This window comes from Escherichia sp. 93.1518, assembly GCF_013368915.2.
Lineage (GTDB): Bacteria > Pseudomonadota > Gammaproteobacteria > Enterobacterales > Enterobacteriaceae > Escherichia > Escherichia ruysiae.
The window spans coordinates 145,037-168,310 of record NZ_JABWMT020000001.1 but is presented as its reverse complement, the minus strand read 5'-3'; the positions used below and the strand labels follow the sequence as shown (position 1 = coordinate 168,310).

Below are 23,274 nucleotides of genomic sequence, written 5' to 3'. Positions count from 1 at the left end.
TGCAGAAAGGGTAAGAAATGAAAACCGTAACTGTAAAAGATCTCGTCATTGGCACGGGCGCACCAAAAATCATCGTCTCGCTGATGGCGAAAGATATCGCCAGCGTGAAGTCTGAAGCTCTCGTCTATCGTGAAGCAGACTTTGATATTCTGGAGTGGCGCGTGGACCACTTTGCCGACCTCTCCTGCGTAGAGTCGGTCATGGCAGCGGCAAAAGCTATCCGCGAGGTAATGCCGGAAAAACCACTGCTGTTTACCTTCCGCAGTGCCAAAGAAGGCGGCGAGCAGGCGATTTCCACCGAGGCTTATATTGCACTCAATCGCGCAGCCATCGACAGCGGTCTGGTCGATATGATCGATCTGGAGTTATTTACCGGCGATGATCAGGTTAAAGAAACCGTCGCCTACGCCCATGCGCATGATGTGAAAGTTGTCATGTCCAACCATGACTTTCATAAAACACCGGAGGCCGAAGAAATCATCGCCCGTCTGCGCAAAATGCAGTCCTTCGATGCCGATATTCCCAAAATTGCGCTGATGCCGCAAAGCACCAGCGATGTGCTGACGTTACTTGCCGCGACTCTGGAGATGCAGGAACAGTATGCCGATCGTCCAATCATTACCATGTCGATGGCAAAAACTGGCGTAATTTCCCGTCTGGCTGGTGAAGTTTTCGGTTCGGCGGCAACCTTTGGCGCAGTAAAAAAAGCCTCTGCCCCCGGGCAAATATCGGTGAATGATTTGCGCACAGTATTAACTATTTTGCATCAGGCATAATCAATAACATTCCGGCGGGAACACCCTCTCCCGCCGAAATAAAAACAAGTGTTTTAAGAGTATTTAATAAAATATTCCGTGAGTATCTGCGCGCTATTTTTCTGGTTGGCGTGGGGAAATTCACACCTGAATCTGGAAAAAATAATGAAACCTGTAAAACCACCTCGTATTAATGGACGAGTGCCGGTCCTGTCGGCACAGGAAGCGGTGAATTATATTCCCGATGAAGCAACGCTTTGTATATTAGGCGCTGGCGGCGGTATTCTGGAAGCCACCACGTTAATTACTGCTCTTGCTGATAAATATAAACAGACTCAAATGCCACGTAATTTATCGATTATTAGTCCAACAGGGCTTGGCGATCGCGCCGACCGTGGTATTAGTCCTCTGGCGCAAGAAGGTCTGGTGAAATGGGCATTATGTGGTCACTGGGGACAATCGCCGCGTATTTCTGATCTCGCAGAACAAAATAAAATTGTTGCCTATAACTATCCACAAGGTGTACTCACCCAAACATTGCGCGCCGCCGCTGCCCACCAGCCGGGAATTATTAGCGATATTGGTATCGGTACATTTGTTGACCCTCGCCAACAAGGCGGCAAACTGAATGAAGTAACCAAAGAAGACCTGATTAAACTTGTCGAGTTTGATAATAAAGAATATCTCTATTACAAAGCGATTGCGCCGGATATCGCCTTTATTCGCGCCACCACCTGCGACAGCGAAGGTTACGCCACCTTTGAAGATGAAGTGATGTATCTCGACGCGCTGGTCATTGCTCAGGCGGTGCATAATAACGGCGGTATCGTAATGATGCAGGTGCAGAAAATGGTTAAGAAAGCCACGCTGCATCCGAAGGCGGTGCGTATTCCGGGCTACCTGGTAGATATTGTCGTTGTCGATCCGGATCAAACCCAGTTGTATGGCGGCGCACCAGTTAACCGTTTTATTTCTGGCGACTTCACCCTTGATGACAGTACCAAACTTAGTCTGCCGCTTAATCAGCGTAAATTAGTTGCACGGCGCGCACTATACGAAATGCGTAAAGGTGCGGTCGGTAATGTCGGCGTCGGTATTGCCGATGGCATTGGTCTGGTCGCCCGGGAAGAAGGATGTGCTGATGACTTTATTCTGACGGTGGAAACGGGTCCGATTGGCGGTATTACCTCGCAAGGTATCGCCTTTGGCGCAAATGTTAATACCCGCGCCATTCTGGATATGACGTCCCAGTTCGATTTTTACCACGGCGGTGGTCTGGATGTTTGTTATTTGAGTTTTGCCGAAGTCGACCAGCACGGTAACGTCGGCGTACATAAATTCAATGGCAAAATCATGGGCACTGGCGGATTTATTGATATCAGCGCCACCTCGAAGAAAATTATTTTCTGTGGCACGTTAACCGCAGGAAGTTTAAAAACAGAAATTTCCGACGGTAAATTAAATATCGTTCAGGAAGGACGGGTGAAGAAATTTATCCGTGAACTACCGGAAATCACGTTTAGTGGAAAAATTGCTCTTGAACGGGGACTGGATGTTCGTTATATCACTGAACGCGCCGTATTCACGCTGAAAGAAGATGGTCTGCATTTAATCGAAATCGCTCCCGGTGTCGATTTACAAAAAGATATTCTCGACAAAATGGATTTCACCCCGGTTATTTCGCCAGAACTCAAACTAATGGACGAAAGATTATTTATCGATGCGGCGATGGGTTTTGTCCTGCCTGAAGCGGCTCATTAACAGGAGTATAACGATGGATTTTTCTTTAACTGAAGAACAAGAACTGCTACTGGCCAGTATTCGCGAGTTGATTACGACTAACTTCCCGGAAGAGTATTTCCGCACCTGCGATCAAAACGGCACATACCCGCGTGAGTTTATGCGGGCGCTGGCGGATAACGGTATTTCCATGCTTGGCGTGCCGGAAGAATTTGGCGGTATCCCTGCGGATTACGTCACCCAAATGCTGGCGCTGATGGAAGTGTCAAAATGCGGTGCTCCAGCGTTTTTGATTACCAACGGTCAATGTATTCACAGTATGCGCCGCTTCGGTTCTGCAGAGCAGCTACGTAAAACGGCAGAAAGCACCCTGGAAACGGGTGATCCCGCCTATGCCCTGGCATTGACGGAACCGGGCGCTGGCTCAGACAACAACAGCGCCACCACCACTTACACGCGTAAAAATGGCAAGGTTTATATCAACGGACAGAAAACCTTTATTACCGGCGCGAAAGAGTATCCGTACATGCTGGTGCTGGCGCGCGATCCGCAACCGAAAGATCCGAAAAAAGCCTTCACCCTGTGGTGGGTCGACTCCGGTAAGCCTGGTATTAAGATCAACCCACTGCATAAAATCGGCTGGCATATGCTCAGCACCTGCGAAGTTTATCTCGACAACGTAGAGGTTGAAGAGAGCGACATGGTGGGCGAAGAAGGAATGGGCTTCCTCAATGTGATGTACAACTTTGAGATGGAGCGCCTGATCAACGCCGCACGCAGCACCGGCTTTGCCGAATGCGCCTTCGAAGATGCAGCCCGCTATGCCAACCAGCGTGTCGCTTTTGGTAAGCCGATTGGGCATAACCAGATGATCCAGGAAAAACTGGCGCTGATGGCGATTAAGATCGACAACATGCGCAACATGGTGCTGAAAGTGGCATGGCAAGCTGACCAGCATCAGTCACTGCGCACCAGCGCGGCGCTGGCAAAACTGTACTGCGCACGTACCGCGATGGAAGTTATTGATGATGCGATTCAAATCATGGGCGGTCTGGGCTATACCGATGAAGCGCGCGTTTCCCGCTTCTGGCGTGATGTCCGCTGTGAACGTATCGGCGGCGGTACAGACGAAATTATGATTTACGTGGCAGGTCGGCAGATCCTGAAAGATTATCAGAACAAATAATCTGCAGGCGGCGCAGCTTCTTGCAAAACTGCGCCGCCAGATTTATCCGGCAAGACTTACGGGTTGAGGAAATTCAGAAAAGGTCTCTTGTTCCGCAAAACAGTTTTTAAATTGCCTGCGGTAATCACTGGGCGAACAGCCGACATGGCGCAAAAACAGTTTGGCGAAGTGATCGACATTTTCATAACCCACACGCCAGGAGATCTCTGCCTGTGATAAATCAGTATTAGTCAGCAGCCATTTTGCTTCCGTCATACGCCGTTGAATAACATAATTAATAGGGGAAATTCGATATTCTTTAGTAAATTCATGACAAATATAGCTGACGCTGGCACGAAACTTTTTCGATAACTGTTCCAGGGTGATTTTTTCGCGATAGTTATTATTCAGGTAGAAGAGAATATCTTTTATCAGAACATCTTTTTTAATATACCCCTGCTCCGAACGATACGCATTTTTAAAATTTTCGTAGTAAAGAATTGCTAATGTATAGGCAAATGCGTCCCATAACGAAGATATCTGACTATTTTTACTTTGCGGCAAAATCACGCTTAACTCATTAAATAAGGTTTTAATGACCTCTTTTCCCTGCCCTGCGGCAATTACCGGACATGAATGCGGTTGCAGAAGCTGGTTTTCCTCTGCCCCCTGAAACTGAAAACCGTACAGCGCACAGGTACAGGTCGTTGCTGGATCGTTGACATCAGAAGCCACCGCATGAAGTCTGCCGCGTTCTATCACCACAATGTCATCGGCATGGGCTACATATAACGAGGAGTCAATGGTAAACCTTGCCACCCCTTTCTTGACATAAATCAGCTCAGTTTCATTGTCATGAACGTGATGTCCAGACTCCCATTTGGGATCATCGCTAAATGCAAAACGTGAAAGCCGTGGCGTTTTTCCAGAGACAAACAGCGTTTCGCTGGCATTATCAAAACAGCGTTGATACATGACAACCTCCCTATCCATGAGCAAGCAAAAGCAATATATGCCGGATAAAATACGGCGTGTATTGCGGTTATACAACCGCGTTTAGCGAGAGCTAAACAAGATTATTTAAACCGAATGCAAGATTGTACGGTCATGGCATAACAATATTGCCGCTAACTGCACTTTTGTTTTAGCGATCGCATTTTTTTTGCAAGATTGTTGACAAGGAAAACAGCTTGCTCCGTCGAAAACCCCGCACCGCTATCGCACACTATTTTCAGGCCATTTTTACCTTCCATCGGAGATGGTTCCGTATGCGACCCACAGGAGAAATCATGAAAATAATAACCTGCTTTAAGCTGGTGCCTGAAGAACAGGACATTGTTGTCACTCCCGAATACACCCTTAATTTCGACAATGCCGACGCCAAAATCAGCCAGTTCGATCTCAATGCCATTGAAGCTGCAAGCCAGCTCGCAACGGATGACGACGAGATAGCCGCGCTGACGGTTGGCGGTTCGTTGTTGCAGAACTCAAAAGTGCGCAAAGACGTGTTATCACGCGGGCCACATAGTCTTTATATGGTGCAGGATGCCCAACTTGAACACGCGCTGCCCGTCGATACCGCAAAGGCGCTGGCAACCGCAGCAGAAAAAATAGGCTTTGATGTACTGATCTTTGGTGAAGGTTCCGGCGATCTCTATGCCCAGCAGGTCGGTCTGCTGGTGGGGGAAATATTGCAACTTCCGGTGATTAATGCGGTGAGTGCCATTGCGCGTCAGGGCGATACACTGGTGGCTGAACGCACACTCGAAGAGGAAGTTGAGGTTATTGCACTCTCGCTTCCCGCCGTACTTTGCGTCACGTCTGATATCAACGTTCCACGTATCCCCTCCATGAAAGCCATTCTCGGTGCAGGCAAAAAACCGGTGAACCAGTGGCAGGCGAGTGATATCGGCTGGAGCCAGAGCGCGCCACTTGCTGAACTGACCGGCATTCGCGTACCGCCACAAACAGAACGTAAACACATCATTCTCGATAACGATTCGCCGGAAGCGATTGCCGAGCTGGCGGAACACCTGAAGAAAGCCCTGAACTAAAGCCTACGGAGAAGAAACGATGAGTCAATTAAACAACGTCTGGGTCTTTAGCGATAATCCTGAACGTTATGCCGAACTGTTTGGCGGCGCGCAGCAATGGGGACAACAGGTGTATGCCATTGTGCAAAATGCCGACCAGGCGCAGGCGGTTATGCCTTATGGCCCAAAATGTATTTATGTTCTTGAGCAAAACGCTGCGCTGCAACGCACTGAAAATTACGCTGAAAGCATTGCTGCCCTGCTTAAAGATAAACACCCCGCTATGTTGCTAATGGCCGCGACAAAACGCGGTAAAGCTCTGGCAGCACGGTTAAGTGTGCAACTGAATGCAGCGCTCGTAAACGATGCCACAGCAGTGGATGTTGTCGATGGTCACATTTACGCCGAGCACCGTATGTATGGCGGGTTAGCGTTCGCTCAGGAAAAAATCACCAGCCCGCTGGCGATAATTACCCTTGCGCCCGGTGTTCAGGAACCGTGCACGAGCAATGCTTCTCATCAATGCCCGATTGAAACGGTGCCTTACGTTGCCCCGCGTCATGAAATTCTCTGTCGCGAACGCCGCGCTAAAGCGGCAAGCAGTGTGGATCTGAGTAAAGCGAAACGCGTGGTCGGCGTCGGGCGTGGTCTGGCGGCTCAGGATGATCTGAAAATGGTTCACGAACTGGCGGTGGCGCTGAATGCTGAAGTCGGCTGCTCACGCCCGATTGCCGAAGGCGAGAACTGGATGGAACGTGAACGTTATATCGGCGTCTCCGGCGTGTTGCTGAAATCCGATCTCTACCTGACGCTGGGGATTTCCGGGCAGATCCAGCATATGGTCGGCGGCAACGGCGCAAAAGTGATTGTCGCCATCAATAAAGATAAAAACGCGCCAATCTTTAACTATGCCGACTACGGTCTGGTGGGCGATATCTACAACGTCGTCCCTGCCCTGATTAACCATTTGAATCGCTAATTCCTTTTCAACCACATCTCCCGCTGTTAACGCAGCGGGAAGGGAGCATAACGCATGTCGGATGACAAATTTGATGCCATTGTGGTCGGTGCGGGCGTTGCCGGTAGCGTCGCCGCACTGGTGATGGCGCGAGCCGGACTGGATGTCCTGGTGATAGAACGCGGTGACAGCGCCGGATGCAAGAATATGACTGGCGGGCGTCTTTATGCCCACACGCTTGAGGCTATTATTCCCGGCTTTGCTGCATCTGCGCCGGTTGAACGCAAGGTCACACGCGAGAAAATCTCCTTCTTAACCGAAGAGAGCGCCGTTACCCTCGATTTTCACCGTGAGCAACCGGATGCCCCGCAGCAAGCGTCTTATACCGTATTGCGCAACCGCCTCGATCCGTGGCTGATGGAACAAGCAGAACAGGCAGGTGCACAGTTTATCCCGGGCGTGCGCGTCGATGCGCTGGTTCGCGAAGGAAACAAGGTCACTGGCGTCCAGGCCGGGGATGATATTCTCGAAGCGAATGTGGTGATTCTGGCTGATGGCGTTAACTCAATTCTTGGTCGTTCGCTGGGAATGGTTCCCGCCTCCGATCCGCATCATTACGCTGTTGGTGTTAAAGAGGTCATTGGCCTCACGCCAGAACAAATCAACGATCGCTTTAACGTTACCGACAATGAAGGCGCCGCCTGGCTGTTTGCCGGTTCTCCTTCTGACGGATTAATGGGCGGCGGATTCCTTTATACCAATCACGACTCCGTATCGTTGGGTCTGGTCTGCGGATTGGGTGATATCGCCCATGCGCAAAAAAGCGTGCCGCAAATGCTGGAAGATTTTAAACAGCACCCCGCCATACGCCGGCTAATTAGCGGTGGCAAACTGCTTGAATATTCCGCGCATATGGTGCCGGAAGGTGGTCTGGCGATGGTGCCGCAACTGGTTAACGATGGTGTGATGATCGTCGGTGACGCCGCCGGTTTCTGCCTCAATCTGGGCTTTACGGTTCGCGGAATGGATTTAGCCATCGCGTCGGCACAGGCTGCAGCCACAACGGTGATTGCCGCCAAAGAACGCGCGGATTTCTCCACCAGCAGTCTGGCGCAATACAAACGTGAGCTGGAACAGAGTTGCGTCATGCGCGATATGCAGCATTTTCGCAAAATCCCGGCGCTGATGGAAAACCCGCGCCTGTTTAGCCAATACCCGCGCATGGTCGCCGACATCATGAACGATATGTTCACCATCGACGGCAAACCTAACCAGCCGGTGCGCAAGATGATCATGGGACATGCGAAGAAAATCGGGCTGATCAACTTGCTCAAAGATGGCATTAAGGGAGCAACCGCGCTATGAGCCAGAATGCTACGGTTAATGTTGAGGTCAAATTAGGCGTCAATAAATTCCATGTTGATGAAGGACATCCGCACATCATTCTGGCGGCAAACCCTGATATCAATGAATTTCGTAAATTAATGAAAGCCTGCCCGGCAGGACTTTATAAACAGGATGAAGCGGGAAATATTCATTTTGATTCTGCCGGTTGTCTCGAATGCGGAACCTGTCGGGTGCTTTGCGGCAACACTATCCTCGAACAATGGCAATACCCTGCTGGCACTTTCGGTATTGATTTCCGCTACGGTTAATCACGCATCCCACAGGCCCGCACATCGGGCCTGACGTTTTGTTTCGAGAGTCCAAAATGAAAGTGACATTAACGTTTAACGCGCAGCGTCGTGCAGCCTATCGGCAGCAAGGGTTATGGGGTGATGCTTCGCTGGCCGATTACTGGCAGCAGACCGCTCGTGCGATGCCAGACAAAATTGCCGTGGTCGATAATCATGGCGCAGCGTACACCTATAGCGCGCTCGATCAGGCCGCGAGCTGTCTGGCAAACTGGATGCTGGCGAACGGTATTGAAGCCGGCGATCGCGTCGCATTTCAACTGCCCGGCTGGTGTGAATTTACCGTTATCTATCTCGCCTGCCTGAAAACCGGCGCAGTTTCCGTGCCGTTGTTGCCTTCCTGGCGAGAAGCGGAACTGGTGTGGGTGCTCAATAAGTGCCAGGCCAAAATGTTTTTTGCCCCGACGTTGTTTAAACAAACGCGTCCGGTAGATTTAATCCTGCCGCTGCAAAATCAGCTTCCACATCTGCAACAAATTGTCGGCGTGGACAAACTAGCTCCCGCCACATCGTCTCTCTCGTTAAGCCAGATTATTACCGATAATACCCCGCTGATGACGGCGATATCGGTTCACGGCGATGAATTAGCGGCGGTGCTGTTTACCTCCGGAACTGAAGGTATGCCAAAGGGCGTGATGCTGACACATAATAATATTCTCGCCAGCGAACGGGCATATTGTGCGCGGCTGAATCTGACCTGGCTGGATGTTTTTATGATGCCGGCACCGCTGGGTCATGCGACAGGTTTTCTGCATGGCGTAACGGCGCCGTTTTTGGTAGGCGCACGGAGCGTCTTGTTAGATATTTTCACCCCTGAAACCTGTCTCTCGTTGCTTGAGCAACAACGTTGCACCTGTATGCTCGGCGCAACGCCGTTTGTCTATGACCTTTTGAATTTACTGGAAAAACAGCCCGCAGATCTTTCTGCGCTGCGTTTCTTTCTTTGCGGTGGCACCACGATCCCCAAAAAAGTGGCGCGAGAATGCCAACAACGCGGCATTAAATTGTTAAGTGTTTATGGCTCCACAGAAAGCTCGCCGCACGCGGTGGTGAATCTCGACGATCCGTTGTCGCGCTTTATGCATACCGATGGTTACGCTGCCGCTGGCGTGGAAATCAAAGTCGTCGATGACGCACGCAAGACCTTACCGGCCGGTTGTGAAGGTGAAGAGGCCTCGCGCGGCCCCAATGTGTTTATGGGTTATTTTGATGAACCTGAATTAACCGCCCGTGCGCTGGATGATGAAGGCTGGTATTACAGTGGCGATCTCTGTTGTATGGATGAGGCGGGTTATATAAAAATAACCGGACGCAAGAAAGATATTATTGTCCGTGGCGGAGAAAATATTAGCAGCCGTGAAGTGGAGGATATATTGTTGCAGCATCCCAAAATTCATGATGCCTGCGTAGTTGCGATGCCCGATGAACGCTTAGGCGAACGCTCTTGTGCTTATATTGTATTAAAATCGCCACATCATTCATTATCGCTGGAAGATGTGGTGGCATTTTTTAGTCGTAAACAGGTAGCGAAATATAAATACCCTGAACATATTGTGATAACTGAAAAGTTACCCCGCACTGCATCCGGTAAAATACAAAAATTTTTGCTCAGAAAAGATATTATTCAGCGATTAACCGAGGGTTATTGCGGAATTACTGAATAAGACCCGTTTCCGCAAATAGCTAACCCCAGCGACATATTGTCGCCGGGGTTATATTTTATTTCTTCAGTTCAGCCAGACTTAACCAGGTTTGCACCACGGTGTCCGGGTTCAGAGACAGGCTATCGATCCCCTCTTCCATCAACCATGCGGCAAAGTCTTCGTGGTCAGACGGCCCCTGACCGCAAATCCCGACGTATTTGCCCTGTTTCTTCGCGGCACGGATCGCCATCGACAACAGTGCTTTCACGGCATCGTTGCGCTCATCAAACAGTTCAGACACCACGCCGGAGTCACGATCCAGGCCAAGAGCCAGCTGCGTCATGTCGTTTGAGCCGATAGAGAAGCCGTCGAAATATTCGAGGAACTGTTCTGCCAGCAAGGCGTTGGACGGAATTTCACACATCATGATGATCTTCAGCCCGTTCTCACCACGTTTCAGCCCCTGACGCGCCAGTTCTTCAACCACCGCTTTCGCCTGGTCAACGGTACGCACGAACGGGATCATGATCTCAACGTTGGTTAACCCCATGTCGTTGCGCACACGTTTCACCGCTTCACACTCCAGCGCGAAGCAGTCGCGGAAGCTATCAGAAACGTAGCGACCGGCGCCACGGAAGCCCAGCATCGGGTTCTCTTCATGCGGCTCGTAACGCTCGCCACCGACCAGGTTTGCATATTCGTTGGATTTAAAATCAGAGAGACGGACAATGACGCGCTTCGGATAAAACGCAGCGCCCAGCGTCGCGATCCCTTCAGTCAGACGACCAACGTAAAATTCACGCGGAGAATCAAAACCTTTCATCATCTCGCGGATTTCGTTTTGCAACTGCGGTTCCTGGTCGTCAAACTCAAGCAGTGCGCGCGGGTGAACGCCAATCATGCGGTTGATGATAAATTCCAGACGCGCCAGACCTACGCCTTCATTTGGCAGACAGGCAAAGTCAAACGCACGATCCGGGTTACCGACGTTCATCATCACTTTCAGCGGTAGATCCGGCATGGTTTCCACGCTGGAGCTTTTCACGCTAAATTCCAGCAACTCAGCATAAACGTAACCGGTATCGCCTTCAGCGCAGGAAACGGTGACCTTCTCACCGTCTTTCATCCGTTCAGTCGCATCGCCACACCCTACCACCGCCGGAATACCCAGTTCACGGGCGATGATCGCCGCGTGACAGGTACGTCCGCCACGGTTGGTGACGATGGCAGAGGCTTTCTTCATGATCGGTTCCCAGTCCGGGTCGGTCATGTCAGTGACCAGCACGTCGCCAGGTTCGATGCGGTTCATTTCGCTAATGTCATGGATGACTTTCACCGGCCCCGCGCCAATGCGATGACCGATAGCGCGGCCTTCGGCGATAATCTTGCCCTGTGAATGCAGCGTATAACGTTCCATGACCTGACCGCGTGAACGCACGGTTTCCGGACGTGCCTGCACAATAAACAGTTTGCCGGTGTGGCCATCTTTCGCCCACTCAATGTCCATCGGGCGGCCGTAGTGTTTCTCAATTTGTACGGCCTGTTTTGCCAGTTCCTGCACTTCTTCGTTGGTCAGCGAGAAGATGTCACGTTGTTCCTGTGGCACATCTTCAATTTTAACCTGCTTGCCGTGCTCCTGAGTCGGCGCGTAGACCATGCGGATTTTTTTCGACCCCATGGTACGGCGCACGATAGCCGGGCGATTCGCCGCCAGCGTCGGTTTATGCACGTAAAACTCATCCGGGTTAACCGCGCCCTGCACAACCATCTCACCGAGACCCCATGCGGAAGTGATAAACACCACCTGGTCGAAACCGGATTCGGTATCAATGGAGAACATCACGCCAGAGGACGCGAGGTCGGAACGCACCATCCGCTGAACACCGGCTGAGAGCGCCACGCCACGGTGATCATACCCCTGGTGAACGCGATAAGAGATGGCGCGATCGTTAAACAGGGAAGCAAAGACATGCTTCACTGCCACCAGTACGGCGTCAAAACCCTGAACGTTGAGGAAGGTCTCCTGCTGACCGGCGAAGGAGGCGTCCGGCATGTCTTCTGCGGTGGCGGAGGAACGCACCGCAAAAGAGGCGTTTTCGTCATCGGCGGAAAGCTGTGCATAGGCTTCGCGGATGGCGTTTTCCAGCTCAGGCTGGAAGGGAGTGTCGATAATCCACTGGCGGATTTGCGCGCCTGCTTTTGCAAGCTGAGTAACATCGTCAATATCCGTTTTATCCAGCAGTTCATAAATGCGCTGGTTTACGCCGCTTTGATCCAGAAACTGGTTAAACGCATCGGCGGTGGTGGCGAAACCATTCGGAACGGAAACGCCCATTCCGGAAAGGTTAGTAATCATTTCACCCAGGGAGGCATTTTTGCCCCCAACCCTGTCTACATCATTCATGCCGAGTTGGTTATACCAAAGCACCAGCGGTGACGAGCCATTGTTGGACATCGAACAATCCTTTTGTGATAAATGAACGGTTTGAGAAACACATTTCTGCGCATTTATCTTTGCATATTTAACCGGATGAAAAAAACGGTGAATCGTTCAAGCAAATATATTTTTTTACTTTTTAAGACTGATCCCAGCGTTGCGCAAATCTGTTATCTTCGATAATTCCCACATAAACCATCGGTATAAACGAAACCGGAAAATGAAATGCCGTTTTCATAAAAAATAAAATTGAAGGTTCATTTTATAAACCAGGCATAACGTTCTACGCTTCTGTACATTTTTAATTTATGCTTTCATAGAATTATGTCTGCATCACGGGAAGAACAAAATGGATAATGCTGTTGATCGCCACGTTTTTTATATTTCTGATGGTACGGCAATAACTGCGGAGGTATTAGGACACGCAGTGATGTCGCAATTTCCCGTTACTATCAGCAGCATTACGCTGCCGTTTGTCGAAAATGAGAGCCGGGCGCGGGCGGTGAAAGACCAAATAGACGCGATTTATCAGCAAACAGGTGTGCGCCCGCTGGTCTTCTACTCCATCGTGTTACCGGAAATTCGCGCCATCATCTTGCAAAGTGAAGGTTTTTGTCAGGATATCGTTCAGGCGCTGGTTGCCCCGCTACAACAAGAAATGAAGCTGGACCCGACGCCGATTGCCCATCGAACCCATGGTCTGAATCCCAACAACCTTAATAAATATGATGCGCGCATTGCGGCGATTGATTACACCCTCGCTCATGATGACGGCATTTCGTTGCGAAATCTGGATCAGGCACAGGTGATCCTGCTCGGCGTTTCTCGTTGCGGTAAAACTCCCACCAGTCTGTATCTGGCGATGCAGTTTGGTATCCGCGCGGCAAACTACCCCTTTATTGCCGATGACATGGATAATCTGGTGCTTCCCGCGTCCCTTAAACCGCTACAGCATAAACTGTTCGGGCTAACCATCGACCCTGAGCGTCTGGCGGCTATTCGCGAAGAGCGTCGGGAAAACAGTCGCTATGCCTCGCTTCGTCAGTGTCGGATGGAAGTCGCGGAAGTAGAAGCGTTGTACCGTAAAAATCAGATCCCGTGGATCAACAGTACCAATTATTCGGTAGAAGAGATTGCCACCAAGATCCTCGATATCATGGGTCTTAGCCGGAGAATGTACTAGAAAACTAGTATAAGAGTTCGCTTTTTTGTTATTATGCCGTCAATTGAGCGAGGCGTAACCTGCCTCGCACTTGAAATCAGCAGGGATTGGTTTATCGTGATGCGCATCACTTCCCGGTAGTCCTGCCGTTGAAGCAACAAATTTCTGAGACTTGTAATGAACAGAACTGACGAACTCCGTACTGCGCGTATCGAGAGTCTGGTAACGCCCGCCGAACTCGCGCTACGGTATCCCGTAACGCCTGGCGTCGCCAGCCATGTCACCGATTCCCGCCGCAGAATTGAAAAAATACTGAATGGTGAAGACAAGCGACTGTTGGTCATTATTGGCCCCTGCTCGATCCACGATCTCACCGCTGCAATGGAGTACGCCACCCGTCTGCAGGCGCTGCGCAACCAGTACCAGTCACGGCTGGAAATCGTAATGCGCACCTATTTTGAAAAACCACGAACCGTTGTCGGCTGGAAAGGATTAATTTCCGATCCGGATTTAAACGGCAGCTATCGGGTAAATCACGGCCTCGAACTGGCGCGTAAGTTACTGTTGCAGGTAAATGAGCTGGGCGTTCCCACCGCGACCGAGTTTCTCGATATGGTGACCGGTCAGTTTATTGCTGACTTAATTAGCTGGGGCGCGATTGGCGCACGCACTACCGAAAGCCAGATCCACCGCGAAATGGCTTCCGCGCTCTCATGCCCGGTAGGCTTTAAAAATGGTACTGATGGCAACACGCGTATTGCCGTGGACGCGATTCGTGCGGCGCGCGCCAGCCATATGTTCCTCTCACCAGACAAAAACGGTCAGATGACCATCTATCAGACCAGCGGCAACCCGTATGGTCACATTATTATGCGCGGCGGCAAAAAGCCGAATTACCATGCCGATGATATCGCCGCCGCCTGCGATACGCTGCACGAGTTTGATTTACCTGAACATCTGGTAGTGGATTTCAGCCACGGCAATTGCCAGAAGCAGCATCGTCGCCAGTTAGAGGTTTGTGAGGATATTTGCCAGCAAATCCGCAATGGCTCTACCGCGATTGCCGGAATTATGGCGGAAAGTTTCCTGCGCGAAGGAACGCAAAAAATCGTCGGTGGTCAGCCGCTTACTTACGGTCAGTCAATTACCGATCCGTGTTTAGGCTGGGAAGATACCGAACACCTGGTCGAAAAACTCGCCTCTGCGGTGGATACCCGCTTCTGAATGCATGCCCGTTCCGTCTGGAATGGGCATTTCTGCTCAATAGCTTGTCTTATCAATGAATTATTACTTGCCCTGGTGCAAGATTGTATTGATAATAAGAATCATTGTTATATCAATTATTATTAGTTTTTATGAGCTATACGGATAGCAGCAGACTCACGCCTAAAACGGATGCAAGTCAGAAGGCCTCTTCCCCGCAGCCTGTTCGACGCATTGCCAGCCAGACACTGTTAGGTCCGGATGGCAAACTGATCATTGATCATGACGGACAAGAATATTTGCTCCGTAAAACCCAGGCTGGCAAACTGCTACTGACAAAGTAGCGTTTAACTTGAGCAGCTGACTTCCAGCCGTTTGCCCCAGTCCGGTGGACGGCTGACATAATCATCATCTCTGTCGCTGAAAGGATTTCGCAACGCCTCATGCAGGCGGTGTAATTCCGTCATATCGCCCTGTTCCGCCGCCTCAATGGCTCGTTGTGCCAGCCAGTTGCGCAACACCAACGCCGGATTGACGCTTTGCATAAGTTGCTGACGTTCGCTGTCGGTGACGTTATCTTGCTGCAAACGCGCCCGATAACGGGCAAACCAGTCATCAAATGCCGCACGATCAATAAACTCATCACGCAGTGGCGATGCCGGACTGCGCTGTTCAACCAGGCTAAGGATGCGAAATGTACGGGTATAGTCGCTGCGCTCTCGCGCCATCAAACTGAATAATTCATTCAGCAGCGCGTTATCTTCTTTTTGTTCCGTCATAAAGCCCAGTTTCTGCCGCATTCGTTGCCCATAATGTGTCAACAAAACCTGTTGATAGCTATCCAGCGCCGCATTGAGCGCATCCACAGCAATAAATGGCGACAATGTCTGTGCCAGACGCTGTAAATTCCACAACGCGACGGCAGGCTGATTATCAAAACTATAACGCCCCTGATGGTCAGAGTGATTACAGATAAAACCAGGCTCGTAATCATCGAGGAAGCCGAACGGCCCATAATCGAGCGTCAGTCCGAGAATCGACATGTTGTCAGTGTTCATAACACCATGAGCAAAACCGACTGTCTGCCAGTGAGCAATTAACGACGCGGTACGTGCGACAACATCGGTAAACCAGAGACGGTATTTATCCTCATCATCCTGAAGATGTGACCAGTAATGACGGATGGCGAAGTCAGCCAACTGGCGAACCTTTTCCGGCTCGCGGCGATAGTAAAAGTGTTCGAAGTGACCAAATCGCAGATGGCTTTGCGCCACGCGCATTAGCATCGCGCCTGATTCTACCGTTTCCCGGTAAACTGGCGTATCGCTGGTAACGATGCTTAAAGCGCGCGTCGTCGGAATGCCCAGATAATGCATCGCCTCACTGGCGAGACTTTCACGAATCGTAGAGCGTAATACCGCCCGTCCATCGCCCATTCGCGAATAAGGCGTCAGCCCCGCTCCTTTCAGATGCCAGTCCATTGTTGTGCCATCGGCAAGTTGTTGCTCACCGAGAAGAATGCCACGCCCGTCACCCAACTGGCCCGCCCAGACGCCAAACTGATGACCGCTGTAGACCTGCGCCAGTGGCGACATGCCAGGCAGTAATGTTTCTCCCCCCCAGACGCCAGCACCACGTTCAAACAGCGACGATGGAATACCCAGCGTGTTAGCCAGTTCAGCATTATGCCAAATCAGCCGGGCATTATTTAAAGGCGTGGGGGAAAGTGCTGTATAAGTTGCTGGCAATTCATCGCGCCAGCGGGTAATAAAAGACAGGGTCATAGATCCTCCTGTCTGATAGTGTAGACGGTTACCCTCATCTTAAACACCAGCAAACAAAAGGGTTATCGCTGAACCAGCGTTGTTACCTGACTGACGGGAACAGCAGGCCATAAGCATCCTTGTAGGGCATGAAAACCATACGGTGTGATTCGCGCCAACATTTCTGAGGTATCGATACCTGCCGCAATGATATAGCTGCAACAAGGCGAAATTTGCGTATGAATAGCACGAATAAATGGCGCGAAGGATGTATTAGCTATTTGTTGCTTAACAAAGCCTTTATCCAACATAACTCGAGTGAAAAGACCATCAAATATTGCTTTCATGTTGCTGTTGCCCGCACCTAAATTCCCCAACACCAACGGAGAAATTTGTGATAAGCGCAAGAGATTGCAATTGTCTTTTCCTTCATTAAGTTGTGGATAATTTTCATTAATCCGCAATTCAATGAAAGGGAATTTTAATAGTTGGTCTGCGTAATTATTAGCACCTAATAATAATCTTGCTACTTGTGGCGTCAAATTAATCCATGCGAAAAATTTGTGTTGAATAAAAAAATGTTGACATGATTTAAGTAATTCTAGCTGCTCGGCAAATAGCTGCCAATGCTGTTCCTCGGAAAGCTGCGCCATAACCCGCGTGGTCGGGATGCGAACCATACCGTCTTCACTGGAGAAATGGGTTATTAATTCAACCCCAACAAGATTTTGCCGGCTATCTCTTATCGGCAGGAAATAGCAATCAGAATGATAAACATTATCCAGTAAAATCTTCATGGTAATCGCCCTTCTCCAGAAATATTTTTACAAATCCGGCTAAAAAGGATGAGACCATAAAACATAAAAAAAACAGAAAGGATAACTTTCATTTGTTCCTTGTCAACCACTTTTTCATGGGTCCTTTTTTAGATTATTCTAATTATAAACGAATATTCCATTTACGGAATTTTTGTCTGAAAAATACTACGGTATTCAGAAGTAAAAGGACGATGATACATCACCGTCCTTTTCGACATACTAGATTCGTCTCGCTTGCCAGAAATTTTTCTGCCAGTAAACATTATCAAGGGAAGAGCGCATCACCCCTTTGCTGGTAGAGGCGTGAATAAATTGGTTATTGGTATCATAAATACCCACATGTAAACCATTTTGCCCAGAGCCGGTTTTGAAGAAAACCAGATCGCCTGGCAGCAACTCGTCTTTATCAATTTGAGTACCGATAGAGGCCTGTTGCTTTGTTTCACGCGGCAACTGCAAATCGAAACGATCGCGCATCGTTACGACCACAAAGCCTGAGCAGTCAACCCCGCGACGACTCATACCACCATAACGATAAGGTGTGCCATGCCAGCTTTGTAGTTGATCGTTCAAACCGGCAATCACGGTAATAGAATCAGAAAGTCTGGCGTTTGGTGGCGGCGCTTTATGATGGCTACACCCGGCCAGAAACAGTGCTGTGATTAAAATAAGGCAGAAACGCATTCCGTACGAATCCTCTGTTTTTTATTCTTGCATTAATTTAGCGTCGAAATTACCCGATTTTCAAGATGCTATTGTTATCAGGCAGTCGAAATCAGCATTCTGTGACCTTCAATGTCCAGACGGCGGAAATTCATCCCATAGGCCTGCGCCAGATTAGGCGGTGTCAGAACTTCCTCCCGGCGTCCACTGGCCAGCAATTTCCCGCCTTTTAGCAGCCACGCACGATGCGCGTGACGCAATGTGTGATTAAGGTCGTGACTGCTCATCACAATCGCCAGTCCTTGCTGGCACAGCTCGCTCAGAATTTTGTCTAACGCACTTTGTTGGGCAACGTCAAGGCTGTTCATGGGTTCATCGAGAAGCAGCAATTGCCCTACAGGATTGGCTTGCGGCGTGATTTGCAGCACCACCGCAGCAAGACGTACGCGTTGCCATTCACCACCGGAAAGTTGATTGGTGCTACGTCCGAGCTTGTCATCAAGAGCCAGCGCCCCAGCGACATCATTTAGCAGATCGCTACGCGTTTTATCATGCTGATGCAGGGTCAGGTAATGCCAGACCGGCATAGCAAATGGCGGTGTTTGTTGTTGCGAAAGATAGGCGCGATGCAGCGCGAGTTTTGTTGCGGACCATGCTTCCAGTGGTTGCCCCGCGAACTGAATGCTTCCCTTACCGCTGGTCATTCCGGCCATTCGCGCCAGCAAGGTACTCTTACCCGCGCCGTTTGGCCCCACCAGATGCAGGATCTCCCCTGCCCGAACTTCACCCGAAAGCGGCCCCAGGCGGGTTGATTCCGCTACATCCTGCAACTGCATCACAATAGACATTATTTTGCCAACGCCAGTTTAATACTTTCCATTACAATGGGATCTTCCGGCGTCATATCCGGGGAAAAACGCTGGATGACCTTGCCGTCCCTGCCTACCAGGAATTTCTCAAAATTCCATAAAATATCATCAGGATACAGTGGCGCACGCCCCTTACTGGCCATGCGCGCATAGAATCCGCTTTCTTCCGGCGCGACTGCGGTCGGCGCTGCGGCAATCAGTTTTTGATACAGCGGATGGCGACCTTCACCATTGACCTCAATCTTACTGAACATCGGGAACGTTACTCCCCAGGTGGTTGTACAGTAAGTTTTAATCTCTTCATCACTGCCCGGCTCTTGCTCAAGAAACTGGTTGCACGGAAATCCCAGCACGACAAAACCACGATCGGCCCAGGCTTTCTGAATATTCTCCAGCTGCTCATATTGCGGCGTTAAGCCACACTTTGAGGCAACATTGACAATCAACAGTACATTACCGGCATATTTCTCCAGCGTGGTCACTTCACCGTCGATATCCTTCACTACGGTCGTCAGAATGGAATCTTGCATCGTGTCTCCTGGATGTGGTCAGTAAAAATCTTAGCTTTTAATCATAGACCTTCTTTTTACGGCTAACGTCCTGCTTTTAACAATAGCCAGATAAACACCGGTGCGCCCAACGTAGCGGTGACTACACCAATTGGCAGCTCGGCGGAAACCAGTGCCAGACGAGCGACGACATCAGCGAGTAGCAATGCCGTAGCGCCTGCCAGAGCACAGCCAGGAAGTAAAACACGGTGATCGGTTAACCCGCACAGCCGCAGAATATGCGGGATCACCAGACCAATAAATCCAATAGCACCAGCAAGCGCCACACTGACGCCGACCATCCAGCCGGTTGCTGCTACCAGTACATTGCGCCAGAACCAAAGAGGCAGCCCCAGCTGTCGCGCCGAGACCTCGCCAAGAGCTAACATATTCATCGGTCTGGACTGACAGCAAATCCACAACAATACCGGGATCAACGCCACCATCAGCCAGCTTTGCCGCCAGTCAACACCGCCAAAGCCGCCCATCATCCAGTACATTAACTGGCGCAAATCAACCGATGTGGAAAAGTAGATGGCCCACGTCATTAATGCGCTACAGATAATCCCTAATGCAACTCCCGCCAGCAATAATCGGCTGGTCGAAAGATGACGGCGGGCAAAACGCAGGAGAATTAAAGTGATAATGAGTGCACCAGCAATGGCACAAAGTCCCAGCGCCCACTCAGGTAATTGCCCGTGCCCCAGCAATACAGCAGCGATAAGGCCTACACCAGCGCCATTAGAAACGCCGAGTAACCCGGGTTCTGCAAGCGGGTTTTCAAATAACGCCTGCATTACTGCGCCGGATAACGCCAGCGCCGCACCAACCAGCAATACAGCCAGCGTACGTGGAAGACGTATTTGCCAGACAAAAAGCTCGCCTCGGGGGGTAAACCAGTCAGTTGGCGAGATCCATTGTTCACCAGCACAGAGGCTTAAAAGAAGCGCCAGCAGCATTAATACTGACAGGCTAAATAACCAGCGTACATTTTGTCGCTGTTGTTGGCGGGCAAGTGTCAGCATGGTATCCGTTCAGCTGCAGAGTAATGCTGTTGATTTTACGGTGACTCGCCGGGAGTGAAAAGAAAAAAGGCCGCAGAGCGGCCTTTTTAGTTAGATCAGATTACTCGTCTTTGGGCGAAGCGTTTTCGACACGGCTCTTTAACTTCTGTCCGGGTCTGAAGGTCACCACGCGCCGTGCTGTAATGGGAATATCTTCGCCCGTTTTCGGGTTACGTCCCGGGCGTTGATTCTTATCACGCAGATCGAAGTTACCAAAACCAGAGAGTTTCACCTGTTCGCCGTTTTCCAGAGCGCGACGGATCTCTTCGAAAAACAGTTCAACCAGTTCTTTGGCATCCCGCTTGCTAAGCCCAAGCTTATCAAACAGATATTCTGACATTTCAGCTTTTGTAAGCGCCATAGGTTCAATCCCTCAATGATGCCTGGAATCGCTCTTTTAATGCCTCTACACATTTGGCGACGGTAGCGGCAATCTCCTCTTCTTCAAGTGTACGGCTGGTATCTTGCAGGATCAGGCTAATGGCGAGGCTCTTATACCCCTCCGCAACACCCTTACCACGGTACACGTCAAATAAGTTTACGCCAACTACCTGATTTACGCCAACTTTCTTACATTCGGATAAAATATCCGCAGCAGGAACGTTTTCTGCGACCACAACAGCGATGTCACGACGGTTCGCCGGGAAGCGAGAAATCTCGCGCGCCTGAGGCACCACGCGGTCTGCGAGCTTGTTCCACTCCAGTTCAAACACCAGAGTGCGACCGTTAAGATCCAGTTTACGTTCCAGTTCAGGATGAACAACCCCAACAAAACCAATGCGTTCACCTTTCAGATAAATCGCTGCGGATTGTCCCGGATGCAGTGCCGGATTCGCTTCTGCACGGAACTCAACGTCAGCCAGTTTACCGGTCAGGTCGAGAACGGATTCAAGATCGCCTTTCAAATCATAGAAATCAACGGTCTCTTTTGCCAGGTTCCAGTGCTCTTCGTAGCGGTTACCGCAAATCACACCAGCTAACATCAGATCCTGACGAATGCCCAACGGTGCCTGAGTATCCGGCACGAAACGCAGACCGCTTTCGAAAATACGCACACGGTTTTGCTGACGGTTCTGGTTGTACACCACGGTTGCCAGCAGGCCAGTCCACAGAGAAAGACGCATTGCCGACATTTCAACGGAAATCGGGCTTGGCAGCAGTAAGGCTTCAACGCCCGGATGGATCATCTGTTGAACTTTCGGATCAACGAAGCTGTAAGTGATCACTTCCTGATAGCCTTTGTCGTTGAGCAGCGTTTTCACGCGCTTGAGTGACAGGTCAGCTTCACGATGAGTGCCCATAATCAGGCTCGCCTGTACTGGCTCATCCGGGATGTTGTTGTAGCCGTAAACACGCGCCACTTCTTCGACCAGATCTTCTTCAATCTCCATGTCGAAACGCCAGCTTGGCGCAACAGCCTGCCACTCGTCCTTGCCTTCGGTCACTTCACAGCCGAGACGACGCAGAATGTCAGTCACCTGTTCATCAGCAATATGATGGCCGATCAGGCGATCCAGTTTGCTACGACGAAGAGTGATGGTCGCACGCTTCGGCAGCGTTGCTTCGTTAGTGATATCGATAATCGGGCCAGCTTCACCGCCGCAGATGTCAATCAGCAGACGGGTCGCACGTTCCATCGCTTTGTGCTGCAGTGCCGGATCAACACCACGCTCGTAACGATGAGACGCATCGGTATGCAGACCATGACGACGAGCACGACCGGTGATAGACAGCGGGCTGAAGAAAGCACATTCCAGCAGGACGTTCTGCGTTTCTTCATTTACGCCAGAGTGTTCGCCACCGAAAATGCCGCCCATCGCCAGCGCCTTGTTGTGGTCGGCAATGACCAGGGTGTCAGCATTCAGCTTCGCTTCAGTACCGTCGAGCAGCACCAGCGTTTCACCCTCTTTCGCCATCCGCACTACAATGCCGCCTTCAATACGATCTTTATCGAAAGCGTGCATTGGCTGGCCCAGTTCGAGCAGCACATAGTTGGTCACGTCAACTACCGCATCAATAGAACGAATACCGCAGCGACGCAGTTTTTCTTTCATCCACAGCGGGGTTGGCGCTTTAACATTAATGCCTTTAACCACACGACCAAGATAACGCGGGCAGGCTTCCGGCGCTTCTACTGCAATCGGCAGCGTGTCGTCGATGGTCGCACCAACCGGAACGATTTCCGGTTCAATCAGCGGTAGCTGATTCAGCACAGCCACGTCACGCGCAACACCAATGATGCCTAAGCAGTCGGCACGGTTTGGCGTAACGCTGATTTCGATAGTGTTGTCATCAAGTTTCAGGTATTCGCGGATGTCGGTGCCAATTGGCGCATCCGCTGGCAGTTCGATAATGCCGTTGTGATCGTCAGAAATACCCAGCTCAGAGAAGGAGCACAGCATCCCTTCAGACGGTTCGCCACGCAGTTTCGCCGCTTTAATTTTGAAATCACCTGGCAGAACAGCACCAATAGTCGCTACCGCCACACGCAGCCCCTGACGGCAGTTTGGCGCACCGCAGACGATATCCAGCAGGCGATCGCCGCCGACATTGACTTTCGTCACACGCAGTTTGTCCGCGTTCGGATGCTGGGCACACTCAACCACTTCACCGACAACCACGCCGTGGAAGCTACCTGCAACGGGTTCTACACCGTCAACTTCCAGACCCGCCATGGTGATTTGATTCGCCAGCGCGTCGCTATCAATCGCTGGGTTCACCCATTCGCGTAACCACAGTTCACTGAATTTCATAATCTA

At 50.6% G+C, this 23,274-nt stretch carries 21 protein-coding genes; 11 read left to right on the top strand and 10 right to left on the bottom strand.

What is annotated here, in order from left to right; genetic code table 11:
- Positions 1-17: 17 nt before the first annotated feature.
- The 3 genes from aroD to HEN21_RS00870 all read left to right on the top strand — a co-directional run bounded on the left by aroD (position 18) and on the right by HEN21_RS00870 (position 3,681).
- On the top strand, positions 18-776 hold the full coding sequence (gene aroD / locus HEN21_RS00880; RefSeq protein ID WP_000860205.1) for a type I 3-dehydroquinate dehydratase: 759 nt from the start codon (positions 18-20) through the stop codon (positions 774-776).
- A gap of 144 nt (positions 777-920) precedes the next feature.
- Positions 921-2,516 carry an acyl CoA:acetate/3-ketoacid CoA transferase gene (locus HEN21_RS00875; RefSeq protein WP_176252691.1) on the top strand — a complete coding sequence of 532 codons (1,596 nt, stop codon included), beginning with the start codon at positions 921-923 and terminating at the stop codon, positions 2,514-2,516.
- A gap of 13 nt (positions 2,517-2,529) precedes the next feature.
- Positions 2,530-3,681 (top strand): acyl-CoA dehydrogenase, encoded by a 1,152-nt coding sequence (locus tag HEN21_RS00870; RefSeq protein WP_176252692.1) that lies wholly within the window; start codon positions 2,530-2,532, stop codon positions 3,679-3,681.
- Positions 3,682-3,723: 42 nt separating this feature from the next.
- Here HEN21_RS00870 and HEN21_RS00865 read toward each other — a convergent pair whose 3' ends face one another.
- Entirely contained in the window at positions 3,724-4,635 is a 912-nt protein-coding gene (locus HEN21_RS00865) for an AraC family transcriptional regulator (RefSeq protein ID WP_000284822.1), read from the bottom strand.
- 314 nt (positions 4,636-4,949) lie between these two features.
- Between HEN21_RS00865 and HEN21_RS00860 the strand changes: the two genes are divergently transcribed.
- From HEN21_RS00860 to fadK, 5 genes are read left to right on the top strand one after another with little or no spacing between them, the layout of a single operon-like run.
- Positions 4,950-5,714: an electron transfer flavoprotein gene (locus HEN21_RS00860; protein ID WP_105284813.1), complete on the top strand. Its 765-nt coding sequence runs from the start codon at positions 4,950-4,952 to the stop codon at positions 5,712-5,714.
- A 19-nt stretch (positions 5,715-5,733) separates the two neighbouring features.
- On the top strand, positions 5,734-6,672 hold the full coding sequence (locus tag HEN21_RS00855) for an electron transfer flavoprotein subunit alpha (RefSeq protein ID WP_176252693.1): 939 nt from the start codon (positions 5,734-5,736) through the stop codon (positions 6,670-6,672).
- Between the two features lie 54 nt (positions 6,673-6,726).
- Complete coding sequence (locus HEN21_RS00850) at positions 6,727-8,016, top strand: FAD-dependent oxidoreductase (protein ID WP_001278488.1); 1,290 nt, start codon at positions 6,727-6,729, stop codon at positions 8,014-8,016.
- Positions 8,013-8,306, top strand: coding sequence for a ferredoxin family protein (locus HEN21_RS00845; RefSeq protein WP_000081089.1), 294 nt, complete (start codon positions 8,013-8,015; stop codon positions 8,304-8,306). Before HEN21_RS00850 ends, HEN21_RS00845 begins: the two co-directional genes overlap by 4 nt.
- A 56-nt stretch (positions 8,307-8,362) precedes the next feature.
- A complete protein-coding gene (fadK, locus tag HEN21_RS00840) occupies positions 8,363-10,009 on the top strand; it encodes a medium-chain fatty-acid--CoA ligase (RefSeq protein ID WP_176252694.1) in 1,647 nt (548 codons plus the stop codon).
- Positions 10,010-10,064: 55 nt separating this feature from the next.
- On the opposite strand, the gene ppsA is transcribed toward fadK, so the two are convergent.
- Positions 10,065-12,443: a phosphoenolpyruvate synthase gene (ppsA, locus tag HEN21_RS00835; RefSeq protein ID WP_000069365.1), complete on the bottom strand. Its 2,379-nt coding sequence runs from the start codon at positions 12,441-12,443 to the stop codon at positions 10,065-10,067.
- Between the two features lie 331 nt (positions 12,444-12,774).
- On the opposite strand from ppsA, the gene ppsR reads away from it, so the two are divergent.
- The 3 genes from ppsR (at position 12,775) to hemP (ending at position 15,134) form a co-directional block, all read left to right on the top strand.
- Positions 12,775-13,608 (top strand): posphoenolpyruvate synthetase regulatory kinase/phosphorylase PpsR, encoded by an 834-nt coding sequence (gene ppsR, locus HEN21_RS00830; protein ID WP_000368056.1) that lies wholly within the window; start codon positions 12,775-12,777, stop codon positions 13,606-13,608.
- Between the two features lie 156 nt (positions 13,609-13,764).
- Positions 13,765-14,811, top strand: a complete 1,047-nt coding sequence (aroH, locus tag HEN21_RS00825) for a 3-deoxy-7-phosphoheptulonate synthase AroH (protein WP_001082211.1) — start codon at positions 13,765-13,767, stop codon at positions 14,809-14,811.
- 131 nt (positions 14,812-14,942) lie between these two features.
- The gene (hemP, locus tag HEN21_RS00820) at positions 14,943-15,134 is read left to right on the top strand and encodes a hemin uptake protein HemP (RefSeq protein ID WP_010349995.1); all 192 of its coding nucleotides are present in this window, start codon (positions 14,943-14,945) and stop codon (positions 15,132-15,134) included.
- A gap of 3 nt (positions 15,135-15,137) precedes the next feature.
- On the opposite strand, the gene selO is transcribed toward hemP, so the two are convergent.
- The 8 genes from selO to pheT all read right to left on the bottom strand — a co-directional run bounded on the left by selO (position 15,138) and on the right by pheT (position 23,268).
- Positions 15,138-16,574, bottom strand: coding sequence for a protein adenylyltransferase SelO (gene selO, locus HEN21_RS00815; RefSeq protein WP_000175584.1), 1,437 nt, complete (start codon positions 16,572-16,574; stop codon positions 15,138-15,140).
- Between the two features lie 62 nt (positions 16,575-16,636).
- Positions 16,637-17,350 (bottom strand): EAL domain-containing protein, encoded by a 714-nt coding sequence (locus tag HEN21_RS00810; RefSeq protein WP_016158169.1) that lies wholly within the window; start codon positions 17,348-17,350, stop codon positions 16,637-16,639.
- A gap of 240 nt (positions 17,351-17,590) precedes the next feature.
- Positions 17,591-18,055 carry a C40 family peptidase gene (locus tag HEN21_RS00805; RefSeq protein ID WP_001209771.1) on the bottom strand — a complete coding sequence of 155 codons (465 nt, stop codon included), beginning with the start codon at positions 18,053-18,055 and terminating at the stop codon, positions 17,591-17,593.
- 77 nt (positions 18,056-18,132) lie between these two features.
- Positions 18,133-18,882, bottom strand: coding sequence for a vitamin B12 ABC transporter ATP-binding protein BtuD (btuD, locus tag HEN21_RS00800; protein ID WP_105284809.1), 750 nt, complete (start codon positions 18,880-18,882; stop codon positions 18,133-18,135).
- Positions 18,882-19,433, bottom strand: a complete 552-nt coding sequence (gene btuE / locus HEN21_RS00795; protein ID WP_001154179.1) for a bifunctional thioredoxin/glutathione peroxidase — start codon at positions 19,431-19,433, stop codon at positions 18,882-18,884. Before btuE ends, btuD begins: the two co-directional genes overlap by 1 nt.
- A gap of 62 nt (positions 19,434-19,495) precedes the next feature.
- Positions 19,496-20,476 carry a vitamin B12 ABC transporter permease BtuC gene (gene btuC / locus HEN21_RS00790; RefSeq protein ID WP_105284808.1) on the bottom strand — a complete coding sequence of 327 codons (981 nt, stop codon included), beginning with the start codon at positions 20,474-20,476 and terminating at the stop codon, positions 19,496-19,498.
- A 100-nt stretch (positions 20,477-20,576) separates the two neighbouring features.
- A complete protein-coding gene (ihfA, locus tag HEN21_RS00785; protein ID WP_001229265.1) occupies positions 20,577-20,876 on the bottom strand; it encodes an integration host factor subunit alpha in 300 nt (99 codons plus the stop codon).
- A 4-nt stretch (positions 20,877-20,880) separates the two neighbouring features.
- Entirely contained in the window at positions 20,881-23,268 is a 2,388-nt protein-coding gene (gene pheT, locus HEN21_RS00780) for a phenylalanine--tRNA ligase subunit beta (RefSeq protein WP_105282746.1), read from the bottom strand.
- Positions 23,269-23,274: the final 6 nt, after the last annotated feature.